The organism is Corynebacterium sp. 239_CJEI (assembly GCF_001055995.1).
GTDB lineage: Bacteria > Actinomycetota > Actinomycetes > Mycobacteriales > Mycobacteriaceae > Corynebacterium > Corynebacterium jeikeium_D.
On the sequence record NZ_JVOW01000014.1, the window covers coordinates 1 to 18,302 of the forward strand.

Genomic DNA, 18,302 nt, shown 5'->3' on the forward strand with positions numbered 1-18,302 from the left:
GTTGCCGCCGGGTGCCAGGACTTTCGATGACAGCTGATAGGGACACGGCCAGTTTTAAACTAGGTCTCTTTGTAACGTGGGTGCTTGCAACGAAGGTCATGACACCAGCGACTGGAACAACGCCATACCCATCTCGTTTTCTAGGAGCTCATCATGTCTCCGGAGCATTCCATCGACATATTCCTTGGGTTAGACGTCGGCAAATCTGAACACCACGCCTGCGCCTTAGACCGTGATGGCAACAAGGTCTTCGACAAACCGTTGCCTCAACTCGAATCCGAACTAGCAGGCGTTTTTCACCAGCTTCAGAAGCTTGGCACCGTGCTCGTGATCGTCGACCAACCCAACACCATCGGCGCACTACCGATTGCTGTAGCCCGGGACTGCGGTTGCGAAGTCGGATACCTGCCAGGTCTTGCGATGCGCAAAGCTGCAGATCTCTATCCGGGACGTGCAAAAACAGACAAACGCGACGCATTCATCATCGCCGACACCGCCCGCACAATGCCCCACACGCTACGTGCCGTCGACCGCAATGATGAGGTACTCTCCGCCCTAAAGATGCTGTCCGGCTTCGATGATGACATCGCCCGCGATTGCACTCGCACTGTCAATCGGCTTCGCAGTGTCCTCACCCAGATCTACCCCAGCCTGGAACGAGTTTTTGCTGGTAGCACCCTGACTCGCACGCCGATCCTGGAATTATTGATCCATTACAAGGGACCGCAGGGGCTAAAAAGAGCCGGATACCAACGAGTGTTGAACTGGATGATCAAGCGCACACGTAAAGACCCCACCCCGCTGGTAGACGACATTTTTACAGCGCTGAAAGCTCAAACAGTCACCGTGCCTGGAAGCGATGCCGCCGAGTTAGTAATTCCTCAACTGGCTGCAAACATCCAGGCCCTCAAAGAGCAACGAAACACCATTGCTGAGCAGGTTGAAGAGATGCTCGCTGATTTCCCTCTTTGTGAGGTCTTGATGAGTATGCCCGGAGTCGGCATCAAGACCGCAGCGCAGATCCTTCTTGCGATCGGTGATGGCTCCGACTTCGCTAGTGCTGGCCACTTAGCTGCTTATGCTGGAATAGCACCCGTGACTAGACGATCCGGTTCGTCGATCAGAGGTGAATTCCCGGCACGGTCAGGCAATAAACGACTGAAAAACGCCTTGTTCTACTCCGCATTCGCAGTTATCCGCAGCCACGAACCGTCACGGCGGTATTACGAACGCAAACGCGCTGAAGGAAAACGCCACAACGCAGCAGTCATCTGCCTGGCACGACGCCGATGCAATGTCATCTACGCGATGCTGAAAAACAAGGAGTTCTTCCGCGAAATCCCGCCACGCCCCGTCGCCGCATAAAGCCCCAAAGACGAAGCCGACCAGCACACGCTGGCCGGCTCCTAGGCACGCCTAAGAAACTACTCCCAAGACTGTGCTCGTCAACATCGGTCTGGCACTTGACAAAAACATAGGGACACCCCCCCAGCCCGCCGTCGGGCCCGTCCTATGAGCAGTGGTGTCGCGCACTGTATGGCACTGGTACCGATTCTCCCGGGCTGTCTGCTCTTCGGACACCGGCTCACACGCGTCACTCCAAGCACCGCGACAACGCTCCAGCGAACTCCCGCCAGGTCAGGAAGTTTTATTCCGTCGACATGAGGCCTCGGCCAGAACCGGGAATGCGGCCGTCGGAGGATGACACCTTGTGTATCCTTTGAGTGTCATTGAGCCCTGAAGGAGCAAGAAAGTAGCATGACCCGCCCCTCCTCCGCCGCCTCTACGGTGGGCTTCCAATCTCGTGCCCTGCGTTTCGCACCGCGCCGCTCGGACTGGTCCCGCGCGACGATTGGGCGCGACCTCTCGGCAGGCCTCATGGTGGCCCTCGTCGCACTCCCTCTCGCGCTCGGCTTCGGCGTTGCGTCCGGTGTCGGCGCGGCGGCCGGAATTACGACGGCCATCGTTGCGGGTATCCTGGCCGCGATCTTCGGCGGTAGTAACGTCCAAGTAAGCGGCCCGACCGGCGCAATGACCGTCGTGTTAATCCCCATCGTGGCCAACCATGGTGCCGATGGGGTTCTCGTCGTCGGCGTGCTGGCAGGGCTCATGCTGCTCGTACTGGCGTTCACCGGCGCTGGCCGCGCGATGAAGTACATGCCACTACCTGTCGTCGAAGGTTTCACCGCCGGTATTGCGTTAATCATCGGCTTACAACAGCTGCCTGCAGCACTTGGTGTTGACGTGGAGGGCGAGAAAGTCCTCGGGTTGGCGTGGGGCTCAATCAATGCTTGGTTAGATGCTCCGGCATGGCAGGCGCCCGTGATGACCCTTGCAGTAGCGGCTGGAATCGTGCTTGCTGCGCGCGTCCGTAGTGGCTTCCCCGCGGCGCTAGTGTTGGTAGCTGCAGCGACAGCCATCAACATGCTGGCAGACAGCGGCCTGAAGACAATCGGCTACATCCCGTCGACATTGCCTGCTCCGCGCTGGCCAGAGATTCCGTGGGAGCACCTGGATTCATTGCTGTTTGCAGCGGTCGCCGTCGCAGCTCTCGGTGCGCTGGAATCGTTGCTGTCTGCGACGGTTGCCGACGCAATGACTGTCGGCGACCGGCACGATCCCGACCGCGAACTCTTCGGGCAGGGCGTGGCCAACGTCGTCGCGCCCCTGTTCGGCGGGATTCCCGCAACCGCCGCGATTGCCCGAACTGCCGTCAACGTGCGTGCAGGCGCAGGCACACGCCTGGCAGCGGTGTTCCATTCGCTGCTCCTGCTCGTGGCCGTGCTCGTCGCGGCCCGGTGGGTGGGCGAGATTCCTCTCGCCGCGCTCGCCGGCGTGCTCATCGCCACTGCGATTCAGATGATCCACCCGCGGAACCTCCGCTCGGTGATACGCGCCACCAAGGGCGACGGGGCGACCCTGCTCATCACAGCTGCCGCCACCGTCGTGTTCGACCTTGTCGTCGCCGTACTCATCGGCCTTGTAATGGCGGGCTTCTTCGCACTGCGCGAGACCGCCCGCACTGCGGTGTTGGAAGCCGCCCCACTAGACGAGGGGGACCACCGCGACAAGGAACGCGAGCTCCTCGACGAGCACATCGCCGCCTTCCGTATGGAAGGCCCTCTCTTCTTTGGCGCAGCGCACGATTTCCTCCTCGAGCTCGCTGATGCCTCGTCGGTCAAGGTTGTCGTACTCCGCATGCGCTACGTCACGACGATCGATGCCACCGGCGCCCAGATGCTCGCCGACACAATCGGGCGCCTCGAACGCCGCGGTACCAGAGTCCTGCTCGCAGCCACGAAGCCCGAACATATTCCGGTGTTGCGCGAACTCGGCGTATTCGACCAGCTTGCACACGAGAATCACGTCTTCGACAACACCCCTGACGCCATCGCCCACGCCCGACTGCATGCCTCACGCATTCAGCACGAAGAGTCTGATGGCACATCCGCAGCATCGCAGAGTCAATAGCTTGGCTGAGCCAGACAATGGTCACTCCGTCGCAGTCGACCCTGCAATCGTGGGTCCACGTCCCCATCGCGCGATGCTTGAAAAACCTTTACACGTTGCACTTAAACTCCACGACGTGTCGTTGCAAAGTCACCTTCTCATTCGTGAAGCCGATGTGGGTGTAACCGCTTGGCGCGTAGCATTGGCGACATGCGCATTTTCACCGTGGGCCACTCCAACCTCGAGTTCGAGGACTTCGCTGAAATGATCAAAGCTGCCGGTGTGGCATCCATCGTGGATGTGCGCAAGCTGCCCGGATCCAGGAAGTACCCGTGGTTCAACGGCGACTACCTTGCCGAACACCTTCCTACATGTGGCATCACTTACAGCAGAAGCGAGGGCCTCACCGGGCGGCGCAACGTGTCCCACTCGGTGCCGTTTGAGGTTAACGGCAACTGGCGTAACCGCAGCTTCCACAATTACGCCGACCATGCGCTGGGCGAGGAGTTCTCCGACGCAATCTCGCAGCTACGGGCGAACGCCGCCGAAACCCCCACCGCAATCATGTGCGCCGAGGCGGTGTGGTGGCGCTGCCACCGGCGTATCATCGCCGACCACCTCATCGCCCACGGTGACGAGGTTGGCCACATTATGGGTCTGGGTGCGGCCGGGGCGAAGGTGAGCGAGGCAACGCTCAACGACGGCGCAGTCATCGGCAACGATCTCCTCGTGCGCTACCCCGAGCGGGGCTAGCGCGTACACCAGAGGCCAGTGGGTGCGGAAACTCGGACTACGACCCAGTGAGCCACGGCATCCTCCTCGGCCTGACCTAAGGCGCGACTTACGCCTTGTATTCATGGAGCGCCCACCACCTTATGAGCAGCAGCATCGGAGGCACACCAGCGGATAGCACGCTCAAACGAGCTTTAGGTTAGGAAATCTGAACCGCGCAATCTAAGAAGAGCACCGGCAACCCCGGTAGTGTGCCCCAAAGCGTCGAATCGAAAAACGTACTACCGACTTGCCACGGCCCTAGACGTCGAGCTTGAAGTCCACGGTATCTCGTTGCAAAGTTACTTTCTCGTTAGCACCATCAAAAGGAGTGGTATCCAATGAAAGCGTTCGGGTTCTTAAGCTTCGGGCATTACGCCTTCGGTGGCCAGCGCGGGCCATCTGCGGAAAAGATCGCCAAGACTCATCTGGAGATCGCCCAGGCTGCGGACGAAATCGGCGTGAACAACGCGTCCTTTCGTGTCCACCACTTCGCGCCGCAGGCCTCCGCCCCGATGCCGCTGCTGGGTGCTGTCGCGGCCACTACCAAACACATCGAGGTGGGCACCGGTGTCATCGACATGCGCTATGAAAACCCGCTCTACCTCGCCGAAGAGGCCGCGTCGCTGTACCAAATTTCCGGTGGCCGCGTGGCCCTGGGCATCTCGCGCGGCGCCCCCGAGGTGGCTGACCGCGGCTGGGAGGCCTTCGGCTACTGGGGTAAAGCGCCCAACGGCGCGGACGTGGCGCGAGCCCACCTCGAGGCGTTCATGGCTGCAGTGGACGGCAACGGATTCGCCACCGCCGCACCGCTGGACCGGCAGTACCCCAACATATTCCAACCCGGCTCCGCCCTGCCGGTCTTCCCCATGGCGCCCGAGCTGCGTAAGCATATTTTCTACGGCTCCGGCACCCACGCTTCTGCCGAGCAAACCGCCAAGGACGGGCTCAACCTGATGTCCTCCACCCTGGTCTCCGAGACCACCGCCGAGACTCTGGGCGAAATCCAGGCGGATCAGATCAGCCGCTATCGCGCCGCGTGGAAGAAGGCGGGCCACGATTGGACGCCGCGCGTGTCGGTGTCCCGCTCTATCTTCCCCATCGTCGACGGCGCGGACATGCAGTTGTTCGGCATGCAGGCCTCCGGCTCCGATCAGGTGGGCATGCTTCCCGACGTCGGCGCCTCCACCTTCGGCCGCACCTATGCCGCCGAGCCGGACAAACTCATTGAGCAGCTCAAAGCCGACGCCGCCGTCATGTCCGCCGACACCCTGCTCATCACCATCCCCACCGGGATGGCGTCGACGTCAACGTGAAGATCTTGGACAACTTCGCCACGCATGTCGCCCCCGCGTTGGGTTGGCAGCCGAATCACGAAGGCCCAGTTACCGGCTATCTCATCGACTAATTCCTGCAGTTCGCAAGCTCTTCGCTTCAATGTCAGTTCAGTGCGTGTTGAATAGTTCGGTAATTGCTGTATAGTTCAGTATATGCTGACTATTGCTTCACGCCTCGACGTCATGAACCGGCTCGGCCGGGCCATGGCGGATCCGACGCGCTCCAGAATCCTGATCACCCTACTCGACGGCCCGAGCTACCCGGCCGTGCTTTCGCGCGACCTGGACCTGACCCGCTCGAACGTCTCGAACCACCTGACCTGCTTGCGTGACTGCGGCATCGTCGTCGCCGAGCCGGAGGGCCGCAAGACACGCTACGAAATCGCCGATCCGCACCTCGCGACAGCGCTCAACGCACTAGTGAACGCGACGTTGGCTGTCGACGAAAACGCCCCGTGCATCGACCCTGAGTGCTCGGTGCCCGGCTGCGACGGAAAAGGAGCGGACGCATGAGTTCAGCATGTGGATGCGAACACGAACCAGCCACGGAGATCGAAGATCTCGATCGGCCATGGTGGAAGGACCCCGAGTTGCTACTGCCGATCTTCTCCGGCGTAGCCCTCTGCATAGGTCTGGCGCTGGACTGGTCCGGACTAGAGACACCCGCGACAGTTCTGTTCTGGATCGGCCTGCTGCTAGGGGCGTATACGTTCACGCCCGGCGCTATCCGGAACCTTGCCACGAAGCGCAAGCTCGGCATTGGTTTGCTGATGACGATCAGCGCGGTCGGCGCGGTAATCCTCGGTTACGTCGGAGAGGCGGCGGCGCTAGCGTTCCTGTACTCGATCGCCGAGGCACTGGAAGACAAGGCGATGGACCGGGCCCAGGGCGGACTGCGGGCACTGTTGAAATTGGTACCGCAGACCGCGACGGTGCTGCGCGACGGTACGACGGTCGAGGTCGCAGCGAAGGATCTCGTGGCTGGCGAGCTGATGCTCGTGCGCCCCGGAGAGCGGATCGCCACGGACGGCATCATTCGGTCTGGGCGCTCCAGCCTTGACACCTCAGCGATCACCGGAGAATCCATTCCGGAGGAGGTTGCGCCCGGCGACGAGGTGCCCGCGGGAGCAATCAACTCCGCCGGCGTGCTGGAGGTCGAGACGACCGCAGCTGGAACGGACAACTCGCTGACCACACTCGTGGACCTGGTCGAGCAGGCGCAGGCGGAAAAGGGCGACCGCGCCCGGATCGCCGACCGGATTGCCCAACCCCTAGTGCCCGGGGTGATGATCCTGGCGGTGCTGGTCGGCGTGATTGGCTCGCTGCTGGGCGACCCCGAGACGTGGATCACCCGCGCGTTGGTGGTCCTGGTCGCAGCATCGCCGTGTGCACTGGCAATCTCCGTGCCGCTGACGGTCGTGGCCGCGATCGGCGCGGCCAGCCAGTTCGGCGTGGTCATCAAATCCGGCGCGGCGTTCGAGCGACTCGGCGGCATCCATCACCTGGCGGTGGACAAGACCGGAACCCTTACCCGCAACCAGCCCGAGGTTACCGACGTGGTCCCGGCAGACGGATTCGATCCGGCGCAGGTGCTTGCTTTCGCGGCGGCAGTTGAGCAGCAATCGACGCACCCCCTCGCTGCGGCGATCGCGGCAGCGGTGCCCGAAGCGCCCGCTGCCTTGGACATCAGCGAGGAAGCCGGGCATGGCATCGGCGGCACCGTCGAAGGTCGACGGGTACTTGTGGGCAGTCCCCGGTGGATCGACGCCGGGCCACTGAAGGCAGACGTTGAGCGCATGGAGTCCGAGGGTCAAACCTGCGTCCTTGTCACCGTCGATGACGCCCTCGCCGGGGCGATCGGGGTCCGCGACGAACTGCGGCCCGAGGTGCCCGAAGCTGTGCAGGCCCTGCACGCCAACGGCGTGGAAGTGAGCATGCTCACCGGCGACAACACTCGCACCGCCCGGGCGCTGGCTGAAATCGCCGGAATCGACGACGTGCGCGCCGAGCTGCGTCCAGAGGACAAGGCAAGCATCGTCGCCGAGCTCTCCTCCAAGACGCCGACGGCGATGATTGGCGACGGCATCAACGACGCTCCTGCGCTGGCGGGCGCGACGGTGGGCATAGCAATGGGAGCGACCGGCTCTGACGCCGCAATCGAGTCCGCTGACGTCGCCTTCACCGGCCACGACCTCCGGTTGATCCCGCAGGCGCTGCAGCACGCCCGTCGAGGCAGCAGGATTATTAACCAGAACATCGTGCTGTCTCTGGCCATCATCATCGTGTTGATGCCGCTGGCGATCAGCGGCGTGCTGGGTCTGGCCGCCGTCGTATTGGTTCACGAGGTCGCTGAAGTTATCGTGATCTTGAACGGCCTGCGGGCTGCGCGAGCGAAGCGCTGACGCGCACCTTCGCCCAGCGCGCGGCTCTCCAGCGCGGATCTTTGAAGGATCGAGCTGCTCAGGGACCAAGCGTCGTCTCAAAACTTTTGATGCCGCGCTTCATCGACACGACCCGCGACTACCTGGGCAGCGTATTTAGCAAAAGGACTCGACACCCGTCAGGGTTGCCGAGCCGTCGCCGGTCCAGTTGCTGTAACCAACTAGATGGAGATTCTTCATCGCGGTTTCACGGCCACGCATGAGGTGGCGGAATGGACCGAGGGCCGGACGGAAACCAGTGCACCAGATTAGATGGTCGTGGTCGAGCTCGCTCAAGCTATCGAAGATGGAGGTAGCGGTGAGCTGGCCGGCGTCGCGGAGCTCACGTAGATGAGGAAGCGCGAGAATGTCCCCGAGGTTCGGGTCGGAATCGCCACCGAGAATCCGACGACGGCTGCTACCGTAGGCCTCGTTGCCTAACTGACACCAACGCCGTGTCCACTACTCGGGGGACACCCCCAACATTAATGCTGCCCTGCCGGCAGACCAGGGCGGCCGTGTGAGTATCGGACAATAATGCGTAGTCCTCCAAGGTTCTGGACACAGGGGCTTTCCCCTTTCCTCAGTGGTGCGACCAGAGGGAGTAGAAACATCCACCCCGGTGCACCCGCTGCGGTGACAACGACCCATCGCCCGCAGCAGGTGGCAATCGTCACGGTTATCCCTCTTTTTCAGATTCCTGTCCTCGGGATCAGAAAAAGACGGGGACCTGTCATAGGTCAGTGAGCATTTGCTGCATCTGGGCAATCTCGTCCTCCTGGTCGTTGATAATTTGTTCGGCCAGGGTGATTGCATGGGGATTCTGGCCGTCAGCAACCTCGTCACGGGCCATGTCGACCGCGCCTTCGTGGTGGGCGGTCATCTGCTCCAGGTAAAGGCGGGCGGCGCCGGTGCCCTGGGCTTCCTCAAGGGCTGTCATGTCCTCCTGGCTCATCATCCCGCTCATGCTACCCATCTCGCCGTGATCCATTCCACCTATCTCATCCATGGTTCCCATGCCCCAGAGTCGGTGACCGGCTGCTGGTCCCAGGCCTCGAGCATGGCGTTCATCCGGTCAATCTCCGGTCCCTGGGCGTCAATAACTCCCTAGGCAAACTCCACGACCTGGGCGGGGATGCCCTCCTTGGCCAAGAGCATCTCACTCATTTCCACGGCCTGCTTGTGATGGGGGATCATCATCTGGGCAAACATGATGTCCGCGTCGTTGTGATCGGCGGAGATCTCCCCGTCCTCCTCAGTCGCCGCCCTGGTGGTCTCGGTCGTCTCAGCGGTAGTCGTCGCAGTGCTGGTGGCCGAGGTGGTGGCGTCGGTGTTGCCTGAGTCGGTGGCCTCACCGCAGGCGGCCAGCACCAGGGTGGAGGCCACGGCGAGAGCGGAAAGAATAAGGGTGCGCTTTATGGTGGAGCCCTTTCAGGGTCATATGGGGTCAGTGGAGAGAAGTGATGGATCAGTGGACGGCGGTGGATTTCGGAGTAGGCGTGGTGTGTTACTCCTTCGGACTGGTGGGAGCCAGGTGGGCCGGGTCCAGATCAATCCGGCGCAACAACTGGGCGTTCAGGGCCACCACGATGGTCGAGGCAGACATCAAGATCGCGCCCACGGCCGGGGACAGCACGAACCCGATCGAGGCGAGCACTCCGGCGGCCAGCGGCACGGCGAGGATGTTGTAGCCAGAGGCCCAGACCAGGTTCTGGATCATCTTGCGGTAGCTGGCCTGGGACAGCTCAATCATCGACAGCACTGCCCGCGGGTCATCACTGGCTAGGACCACCCCGGCAGATTCCATGGCCACATCCGTGCCGGCACCGATGGCGATACCGACCTCCGCACGGGTCAGAGCGGGGGCGTCATTGACACCGTCACCGACCATGGCCACGCTCAAACCCCGGTCCTGCAGCTGCATGACCTTGGTGTCTTTGTCCTGGGGCAGGACCTCGGCGAAGACCTCATCGATCCCCAGGTCCTGGCCAACCGCCTGGGCCACCTGCTGCGCGTCACCGGTGATCATCGCGACCTTCACCCCGCGGTCCTGCAGGGCTTTCACGGCGGCGCGGGATTCGGGGCGGATCTTGTCCTCGACGGCCACCGCACCGATAATCTGACCGTCGCGGACAATATGGAGCACACCGGCCCCACGCCCGGTCCAGGCACTGGTGGTGTCGGTGAGCTCGGCCGGGGTGGTGAGGTTGAACTCGCGTAGCATGTTCGGCCCGCCCACGAGGATCTCAGCGCCATCGACAGTGGCCCGGACCCCCCGGCCGGAGGCGGCGCTGAAACCAGTTGCACGCATTTGCCGACGGGAGGCCTCGGGATGGGCGGCCGCGGCCGCCACGATGGCGCGGGCCACGGGGTGCTCGCTGTCGGCCTCCGCGGCGGCGGCCAGGGCCAGCAGCTCGCCCTCGGTGACGCCGACAGCTGCTGCGACACCGGTGACCGCGTGCGCACCCTCGGTCAGGGTGCCGGTTTTGTCGAAGAGCACCACGTCGATGGTGCGCATCCGCTCGAGCGCCATCCGGTCCTTGATGAGCACCCCGGATTTCGCGGCCCGCTCGCTGGAGATCGCAATGACCAGCGGAATCGCCAGGCCCAGGGCGTGCGGACAGGCGATGACCAGCACCGTGACCGTGCGCACCACGGCATTGTCCGGGCTGCCAATGATGGTCCACACCACCGCGGTGATCAGAGCGGAGATCAGCGCGAACCAGAACAACAACGCTGCCGCCCGATCCGCCAGGGCCTGGGCCCGGGAGGAGGACTCTTGGGCGTCGGCAACCATGCGTTGGATCCCGGCCAGGGCGGTGTCCCCGCCGGTAGCCTCCACCCTGATGCGGACGGTGTTGTCGGTGGCCACGGTACCGGCGACCACCTTGTCACCGGTGTCGCGGAAGACGGGACGGGATTCGCCGGTGATCATCGCCTCATCGAATTCGGCGGCTCCGTCGATGATGGTTCCGTCGGCCGGCACCCGGGCACCGGCCCTCACCAGCACGACGTCGTCGACGACCAGCTCGGAGATGGCCACGGTGCGGGTGGTCCCGTCGATGACTTTCTCGGCCTCATCCGGCAGCAGGGCAGCCAGCGCGTCAAGCGCGGAGGACGCGGCCCCGAGAGCACGCATCTCCAGCCAGTGGCCCAGCAGCATGATGGTCACCAGCAGGGCCAGCTCCCACCAGAAGTCCAGGTCAAAACCGCCCAGCCCCAGAGTGGTGACCCAGGAGGCGACAAACGCCACGGTGATGGCCATGGCGATCAGGAGCATCATCCCGGGTTGGCGGGATTTCAGTTCTTTCCATCCGCCCTTGAGGAAAGGCGTTCCGCCGTAGACGAAGATGATCGTGCCCAGCACCGGGGGGATCCAGGTGGATCCGGGGAATGCCGGGAGGTGGTAGCCGAGCAGGTGGGCGACCATGGGGCTGAAAATAACGGCGGGAATGGACAGAATCAGCGACCACCAGAAGCGGTCCCGAAACATTGCAGTGCTGTGTCCAGCGTGTTCGCCGTGACCATGAACGTGGTGGTCTTCGTCCAGGGCGGAATGCGGGTGATCGTGGGGCATCCCCTGGCCGTGGGTGTCGGCATCTGTGTGGTGTTCGTGGCTGGCATGATCCGGGTGGTGGGTGTGGTCTGTTTCCGGAGCGGGGTGATCACCATGGTGATCGCCGGAATGGTGGAGAGTGCTCATGACGTTCCTTCCGCTCAACCCGGTCGGGGTCGAGATGATGGGTAAAACTGATCAGGATAAGACGGTGTAGCCGGCCTCCTCGATGGCCCGGCGAACCATCTCCGGAGGTACGGCACCGGTGACCGTGACGGTCGAAACACCACCAGCAGCGAGGTCAATCTGGACGTCGTCGACCTGGGGGAGCCCCTGAAGGGCCTGAGTCACGCTTTTCGCGCAATGCCCGCAGGTCAGGCCGGTGACCTGGTAGCTAGGGGAGGACCCTCCTGCTGACGAGTCGCTGGCGGCAGGGACGGAGGCGGTGTCGGCACGTGAGGCAGGTCCGCAACAGCTGCAGCCGTGGGAGGCCATCGGCAAGAGGCGGGGCGGGGAGGTGATCATGGGAAAGCTCCTACGGGTCGGTGGGATGCGGTAACGCTCGCTAGCATATACCCCCCTGGGGTATATTTTCAAGGAGTGGAGGGCACGGCCCTCACACGGGGCAGGGTGTGCTCACCGAGCAGCCTCCTCACTGTCGGGAGGAGACAGCGGGAGGCGGAGGGCAAACACCGCTCCGCGACCGGGTCCGGGGGAGGTGGCGGTGAGAGTGCCGCCGTGGGCCTCGATTAATGCCTTGGAGATGGTCAGACCGATACCGGACCCGCCGTTGTCCCGGCTGCGGGCGGCATCCCCCCGGTAGAAGCGTTCGAAGATGTGTCCGAGCTGGCCAGGTGGGATGCCCTCGCCGTCATCGGCGACGTGGATGAGCGCGGTGGACGCCCCCTGTCGGTGGACGCTAATCTGGACCTGCCCGCCGGCCGGGGTGTGCCGTAGCGCGTTCGACAGGAGATTGCTCATCACCTGGCCGAAGCGTTGCCGGTCCACGAGCACCCGGGCGGTGTCCGTAATGGTCTCGACCTGTAAATCGACGCCTTTGTCAGCATAAGCTTCCCCCGCGGCAGCAGCGGCGGTATGGAGCAGATCCCCGAGCCTTTCCTCTGCCAGGTCCAAATCGATCCGGTGTTCCTGGGCCCGGGAGACATCGTCAATGTCTTCCATCAACCGGGTCAGGCGGGTGAGTTGGTCAGCCATGATCGTATGGTTGGCATTATTCCAGTCCACGACCCCGTCCTGGAGACCATCGAGGTAGACCGTGAGCACCGATAAGGGGGTGCCCATTTCGTGGGCCAGATCAGAGAGCATCTGGCGGCGGACCTGTTCGGTGTGTTCCAGCCGGTCGGCCATGGTGTTGAAGGCATCCGCCAGGGTGGCGACCTCGGGGCCTGCTTCTCCGGCGGGCACGCGGATACGGGAGTTACCGGCCGCCAGGCTGGTAGCGGCGCGGGCGAGATCCTGCAGGGGGGTGCGCAGACGCCGCGATAACCACAGGCTGGCCAGTAGGGCGCTGATCAAGGCAGTGGGCAGGGCGACGGCCAGGGTGATTAGGTTGGCGTCCCGGTAGGCCTGCTCGGCATGGAACAGCTCCAGCGAGGGGTCCTCCCGGCCGGCCATCAACATATGATCATGGAACAGGGTCGGCCCCACCGTCGTGGCCACGGCCGCGGCCACCATCAGGCTAATCACCACGACCAACACCTGGGCGGCCAGGAAGCGGAAGGTCAGGCCGGGTCCGTGATTCATGGCTGCCCCACCCGGTAGCCCACGCCACGCACGGTGTCGATAAACCCCCGGCCTCGGGTGTCGGTGCCGAGCTTGCGACGCAAGTTGCCTATGTGGACATCGACGATGCGTTCATCACCGACCCAGGTGGTGTCCCAGACCTCGGTGACCAGGTCGTGGCGGGTCAGCGCCTGGCCGGGGCGCAGGGCCAGGGCAACCAGCAGCTCGAACTCCGTGCGGGTGAGCTCCACGGTAGTCTCCCCCACCCGCACCTGATGGGCGACGGGGTCAAGGATGAGGTCACCAACGATTAAGGGGGTGGTCACCTGCGGTGGGGTGGTGCTGGTGCGCGGGCGGCGCAGCACTGCATGCACCCGGGTCACCAGTTCCCGGATGCTAAAAGGTTTGGTGATGTAGTCATCCGCCCCCAGGGTCAAACCGCTGATCTTGTCGTCCTCGCTGCCACGCGCGGTGAGCATGAGGATGTAGCAGTCCGAGAAGGTGCGGATCCGTCGGCACACCTCCAGGCCGTCGAGTTCGGGCAGCCCCAGATCCAGCACCACAACATCGGGGGAAAAGCGACGGGTCTCGTCCACGGCCTGGGTGCCGGTGTGCGCCTGACGGGTATCGAAGCCTGCCCGGATGAGGTAGGAGGCCACCATCTGAGCCAGGGGTTGTTCATCATCGACGACCAGCACCCGCCCCGGGGGCGTGGCGGTGGTCGGTGTGTGGTCAGCCATAGACCCCAGTATCGCTCCGGTCAGAGGGGAATACCATCCTCGCTCAGTGCCCGGCGGGGAATCTTCATCAAATCTTCAAACATAACCTTTCACCGCCGTCACCCCTGTGCCCCACCCCGGGCCGGCGGCATCACCTCCCTTGGTCGGTTCAGCAGGCGCCACCAGGGATTTCACTGCAAGCACCGCATACCCGGGGCGGGTAGAAGGACATCGACCACGGCTGTGGGGTGGTGTCCCGGTGGTGACCCAGCTCACCGAATTCACCCTCTTTTCGCCCTGCTATAACGCCGTGAGCAGGGTTTTTGATTTCTAGTCCGTCAGGCACCCGTGCTAGATAAAGGTATGGCATCGACCTTGAGGCGGTGTCTTCTCACGGTCCTACCCACGATCCAAGGAGATTGACGTGAAACGAGCAGCGATCGCAGTCGCCGCCCTTGCCCTCGCCCTCACGGGGTGTTCGGCCGCCGACCCGGAACCCACGGCCGACGGGACGGTGTCCCAGGATACATTCCTGACTACCCATGGCCTGGCCGACATGGGCGCGGTGGAGATCATTGATCACCTCGACCGGCAGAAGGTCACTGAGCGTCCCACGGATTTGATCGCCTCAGTGCGCGCCGATGAACTGCTGCTCTCGAGCGGTGACCAGGAAGTCGTGGTCGATCTTCCCGACAATCAGACGTATGTCTCGATCGCACCCTATCTCACCTCCACCCACGACTGCTTCTACCACAGCCTCACGACCTGCCTGGGGGAACTCAACAATGAGGATATCCAGGTCACGATCACCGATGAGGCGACCGGTGAGGTGCTGGTGGACGAGGCGACAACCACCTTCGACAACGGGTTTATTGGCTTCTGGCTTCCCGATGATGTCACCGGTCTGATTGAGGTCAGCTACCAGGGGCGTACCGGCACCACGGAGTTTTCCACCACCGACGACGGTGCCACCTGTGTCACAGACCTGCGCCTGACGTGATGGCTCAGCAGGGTCCTCACCTGCGCCTGTCTCCCGTGTCACTGAATTCTTACACCAGGAAGGTTAAATCATGACGAACGCGTTTTCCCGACGACAGTTTCTGCTCGGCGGGCTCGTCCTCGCCGGCACCGGGGCCGTGGCCGCCTGCACCAGCGATCCTGGACCCGCTGCCTCGGCACCAGGTTCCTCCCTTCACCCCACTCCCACCCCCACTGCGCTCGGTGAGCCGACGGTGCGCCGGACACTGACCGCCCGGCCCCTCTCTCTGGATATCGGCGGTATCGAAGCCAAGACGTGGGGATACGTCTCTGACACCGGGGATGCGGCCATTGAGGCCACCGCCGGCGACGTCCTCCAGGTCGATATCACCAATGAACTGCCTGAGAGCACCTCCATCCACTGGCATGGCATCGCACTCCACAACGCAGCCGACGGTGTGCCCGGCATGACCCAGGACCCCATTGAACCTGGCGAGTCTTTCTCCTATGTTTTTGAAGTCCCCCACGGTGGCAGCTACTTCTACCATTCCCACTCCGGCCTGCAGCTTGATCGCGGCCTCCACGCCCCACTGATCGTCCGTGACCCGCAAGACGCTGAGGACCAGGACGTCGAGTGGACCATCGTGCTCGACGACTGGGTCGATGGCATTCAGGGCACTCCCGACGATGAGCTCGACAAGCTCACCGGAATGGGTTCGGACGACCATAACGGGAAGAAGGGGATGGGAGGTCACGGCCATATGATGCACGGCACCCCGGACCGGGTACTGGGCGGGGATGCCGGCGATGTGATGTATCCGCACTACCTCATCAACGGACGTATCCCCCGTGCTCACCGGACCTTCGAGGCTCGCCCGGGCGACAAGGCCCGCCTGCGGTTTATCAACTCCGGCGGTGACACCATCTTCAAGGTGGCCCTCGGTGGTCACCGCATGACCGTCACCCACACCGACGGCTTCCCTGTCCAGCCCCGGGAGACCGAATCGATCTACCTGTCGATGGGCGAGCGTGTCGACGTCGAGGTCATCCTCGGCGACGGCATCTTCCCGCTCACGGCTTTGGCGGTGGGTAAGGACGACCGCGCCTTCGCCGTCATCCGCACCGCCGGCGGCCAGGCCCCCCGCCCCGATGTCGACTTCCCCGAGTTGTCATCCACCGGACTGCTTCTGTCCTCCCTGAAGCCAGCAGACCGTGCACTCCTGCCTGAGGGCACACCAGACCGAGAAGTCAGCATCGACCTGGGCGGGCAGATGATGCCGTATGAATGGAGCATTCTCACCGACGGCCAATCGTCCTCCGCGACCGTGCAGGAGGGCCAGCGCCTGCGGATGGTCATGCGCAACAGGACCATGATGCCCCATCCCATGCACATCCACGGCCACACGTGGGCGCTGCCCGGCAGCGGCGGGCTACGCAAGGACACCGTCCTTCTCCGCCACGGTGAAACCATGATTGCCGACCTGATCGCTGACAACCCCGGTGAGTGGGCATTTCACTGCCATAACGCCTATCACATGGAAACCGGGATGCTCAGCTCGCTTCGCTACGAGTAACCCCCCCCCCACAGCAGGGTTGAGTGCCGAGGTGGGCAGAGTCGCTGCAGGCCACCCACCGGGCAGCACGATGACCTTCCTCGGTGTTGTGGTCTTCCGGGACAACCAGAACACCGTCTTCTTCCCCACCGCCCCGGAATATGGAGATCTAATCCATGCCGAGCACACCCCGCAGAGCCGCCATCGCGGTTGCCGCGGTGCTCACCGCCGTGACCCTGGTGGCCTGTTCCTCAGGCGACGGCGTCCGAAACGCCGTCGCCGTCGGGGGGGGTGTCCCTATGTTTTTGTCAAGTGCCAGACCGATGTTGACGAGCACAGTCTTGGGAGTAGTTTCTTAGGCGTGCCTAGGAGCCGGCCAGCGTGTGCTGGTCGGCTTCGTCTTTGGGGCTTTATGCGGCGACGGGGCGTGGCGGGATTTCGCGGAAGAACTCCTTGTTTTTCAGCATCGCGTAGATGACATTGCATCGGCGTCGTGCCAGGCAGATGACTGCTGCGTTGTGGCGTTTTCCTTCAGCGCGTTTGCGTTCGTAATACCGCCGTGACGGTTCGTGGCTGCGGATAACTGCGAATGCGGAGTAGAACAAGGCGTTTTTCAGTCGTTTATTGCCTGACCGTGCCGGGAATTCACCTCTGATCGACGAACCGGATCGTCTAGTCACGGGTGCTATTCCAGCATAAGCAGCTAAGTGGCCAGCACTAGCGAAGTCGGAGCCATCACCGATCGCAAGAAGGATCTGCGCTGCGGTCTTGATGCCGACTCCGGGCATACTCATCAAGACCTCACAAAGAGGGAAATCAGCGAGCATCTCTTCAACCTGCTCAGCAATGGTGTTTCGTTGCTCTTTGAGGGCCTGGATGTTTGCAGCCAGTTGAGGAATTACTAACTCGGCGGCATCGCTTCCAGGCACGGTGACTGTTTGAGCTTTCAGCGCTGTAAAAATGTCGTCTACCAGCGGGGTGGGGTCTTTACGTGTGCGCTTGATCATCCAGTTCAACACTCGTTGGTATCCGGCTCTTTTTAGCCCCTGCGGTCCCTTGTAATGGATCAATAATTCCAGGATCGGCGTGCGAGTCAGGGTGCTACCAGCAAAAACTCGTTCCAGGCTGGGGTAGATCTGGGTGAGGACACTGCGAAGCCGATTGACAGTGCGAGTGCAATCGCGGGCGATGTCATCATCGAAGCCGGACAGCATCTTTAGGGCGGAGAGTACCTCATCATTGCGGTCGACGGCACGTAGCGTGTGGGGCATTGTGCGGGCGGTGTCGGCGATGATGAATGCGTCGCGTTTGTCTGTTTTTGCACGTCCCGGATAGAGATCTGCAGCTTTGCGCATCGCAAGACCTGGCAGGTATCCGACTTCGCAACCGCAGTCCCGGGCTACAGCAATCGGTAGTGCGCCGATGGTGTTGGGTTGGTCGACGATCACGAGCACGGTGCCAAGCTTCTGAAGCTGGTGAAAAACGCCTGCTAGTTCGGATTCGAGTTGAGGCAACGGTTTGTCGAAGACCTTGTTGCCATCACGGTCTAAGGCGCAGGCGTGGTGTTCAGATTTGCCGACGTCTAACCCAAGGAATATGTCGATGGAATGCTCCGGAGACATGATGAGCTCCTAGAAAACGAGATGGGTATGGCGTTGTTCCAGTCGCTGGTGTCATGACCTTCGTTGCAAGCACCCACGTTACAAAGAGACCTAGTTTAAAACTGGCCGTGTCCCTATCAGCTGTCATCGAAAGTCCTGGCACCCGGCGGCAAC

The 18,302-nt window shown here is 62.6% G+C and carries 14 protein-coding genes and 2 pseudogenes; 9 read left to right on the forward strand and 7 right to left on the reverse strand.

From position 1 onward, the window contains the following. The first annotated feature begins 153 nt into the window (after window positions 1-153). From ADB08_RS04415 to ADB08_RS04440, 6 genes and pseudogenes are all read left to right on the forward strand, one after another. Entirely contained in the window at window positions 154-1,365 is a 1,212-nt protein-coding gene (locus ADB08_RS04415; protein WP_011273191.1) for an IS110 family transposase, read from the forward strand. 393 nt (window positions 1,366-1,758) lie between these two features. Beyond that, window positions 1,759-3,471 carry a SulP family inorganic anion transporter gene (locus tag ADB08_RS04420; protein WP_049171222.1) on the forward strand — a complete coding sequence of 571 codons (1,713 nt, stop codon included), beginning with the start codon at window positions 1,759-1,761 and terminating at the stop codon, window positions 3,469-3,471. A 189-nt stretch (window positions 3,472-3,660) separates the two neighbouring features. Beyond that, entirely contained in the window at window positions 3,661-4,203 is a 543-nt protein-coding gene (locus tag ADB08_RS04425; protein ID WP_049171224.1) for a DUF488 family protein, read from the forward strand. A 359-nt stretch (window positions 4,204-4,562) separates the two neighbouring features. Further along, window positions 4,563-5,629, forward strand: a pseudogene (locus ADB08_RS04430) (LLM class flavin-dependent oxidoreductase). A gap of 82 nt (window positions 5,630-5,711) precedes the next feature. Then, window positions 5,712-6,071 carry a Cd(II)/Pb(II)-sensing metalloregulatory transcriptional regulator CmtR gene (gene cmtR, locus ADB08_RS04435; RefSeq protein WP_012359887.1) on the forward strand — a complete coding sequence of 120 codons (360 nt, stop codon included), beginning with the start codon at window positions 5,712-5,714 and terminating at the stop codon, window positions 6,069-6,071. Beyond that, the gene (locus tag ADB08_RS04440; protein WP_049171231.1) at window positions 6,068-7,960 is read left to right on the forward strand and encodes a heavy metal translocating P-type ATPase; all 1,893 of its coding nucleotides are present in this window, start codon (window positions 6,068-6,070) and stop codon (window positions 7,958-7,960) included. The genes cmtR and ADB08_RS04440 overlap by 4 nt, the downstream gene beginning before the upstream one ends. A gap of 135 nt (window positions 7,961-8,095) precedes the next feature. On the opposite strand, the gene ADB08_RS11755 is transcribed toward ADB08_RS04440, so the two are convergent. The 3 genes and pseudogenes from ADB08_RS11755 to ADB08_RS04455 all read right to left on the reverse strand — a co-directional run bounded on the left by ADB08_RS11755 (window position 8,096) and on the right by ADB08_RS04455 (window position 11,555). Next, window positions 8,096-8,275: a hypothetical protein gene (locus ADB08_RS11755; protein WP_224784021.1), complete on the reverse strand. Its 180-nt coding sequence runs from the start codon at window positions 8,273-8,275 to the stop codon at window positions 8,096-8,098. A 436-nt stretch (window positions 8,276-8,711) separates the two neighbouring features. Further along, window positions 8,712-9,397, reverse strand: a pseudogene (locus ADB08_RS11860) (DUF305 domain-containing protein). 88 nt (window positions 9,398-9,485) lie between these two features. Further along, the gene (locus ADB08_RS04455) at window positions 9,486-11,555 is read right to left on the reverse strand and encodes a copper-translocating P-type ATPase (RefSeq protein WP_239660020.1); all 2,070 of its coding nucleotides are present in this window, start codon (window positions 11,553-11,555) and stop codon (window positions 9,486-9,488) included. On the opposite strand from ADB08_RS04455, the gene ADB08_RS11760 reads away from it, so the two are divergent. Beyond that, window positions 11,505-11,726, forward strand: a complete 222-nt coding sequence (locus ADB08_RS11760) for a hypothetical protein (RefSeq protein WP_239660021.1) — start codon at window positions 11,505-11,507, stop codon at window positions 11,724-11,726. The genes ADB08_RS04455 and ADB08_RS11760 overlap by 51 nt on opposite strands. A gap of 6 nt (window positions 11,727-11,732) precedes the next feature. Here the strand turns inward: ADB08_RS11760 and ADB08_RS04465 are convergent, their stop codons facing one another. The 3 genes from ADB08_RS04465 to ADB08_RS04475 all read right to left on the reverse strand — a co-directional run bounded on the left by ADB08_RS04465 (window position 11,733) and on the right by ADB08_RS04475 (window position 14,017). Further along, window positions 11,733-12,059 carry a heavy-metal-associated domain-containing protein gene (locus ADB08_RS04465; RefSeq protein ID WP_048731341.1) on the reverse strand — a complete coding sequence of 109 codons (327 nt, stop codon included), beginning with the start codon at window positions 12,057-12,059 and terminating at the stop codon, window positions 11,733-11,735. 111 nt (window positions 12,060-12,170) lie between these two features. Continuing rightward, a complete protein-coding gene (locus ADB08_RS04470) occupies window positions 12,171-13,298 on the reverse strand; it encodes a sensor histidine kinase (RefSeq protein WP_049171244.1) in 1,128 nt (375 codons plus the stop codon). Continuing rightward, on the reverse strand, window positions 13,295-14,017 hold the full coding sequence (locus ADB08_RS04475; protein ID WP_038626116.1) for a response regulator transcription factor: 723 nt from the start codon (window positions 14,015-14,017) through the stop codon (window positions 13,295-13,297). The genes ADB08_RS04470 and ADB08_RS04475 overlap by 4 nt, the downstream gene beginning before the upstream one ends. Window positions 14,018-14,420: 403 nt before the next feature. Here ADB08_RS04475 and ADB08_RS04480 point away from each other — a divergent pair, with 403 nt between their 5' ends. Both ADB08_RS04480 and ADB08_RS04485 read left to right on the forward strand, forming a co-directional pair. Beyond that, on the forward strand, window positions 14,421-14,996 hold the full coding sequence (locus ADB08_RS04480; RefSeq protein WP_038626118.1) for a CueP family metal-binding protein: 576 nt from the start codon (window positions 14,421-14,423) through the stop codon (window positions 14,994-14,996). Between the two features lie 70 nt (window positions 14,997-15,066). Next, entirely contained in the window at window positions 15,067-16,548 is a 1,482-nt protein-coding gene (locus tag ADB08_RS04485) for a multicopper oxidase family protein (protein WP_048731338.1), read from the forward strand. A gap of 389 nt (window positions 16,549-16,937) precedes the next feature. Here ADB08_RS04485 and ADB08_RS04490 read toward each other — a convergent pair whose 3' ends face one another. Then, complete coding sequence (locus ADB08_RS04490) at window positions 16,938-18,149, reverse strand: IS110 family transposase (protein ID WP_011273191.1); 1,212 nt, start codon at window positions 18,147-18,149, stop codon at window positions 16,938-16,940. Between the last annotated feature and the right edge of the window lie 153 nt (window positions 18,150-18,302).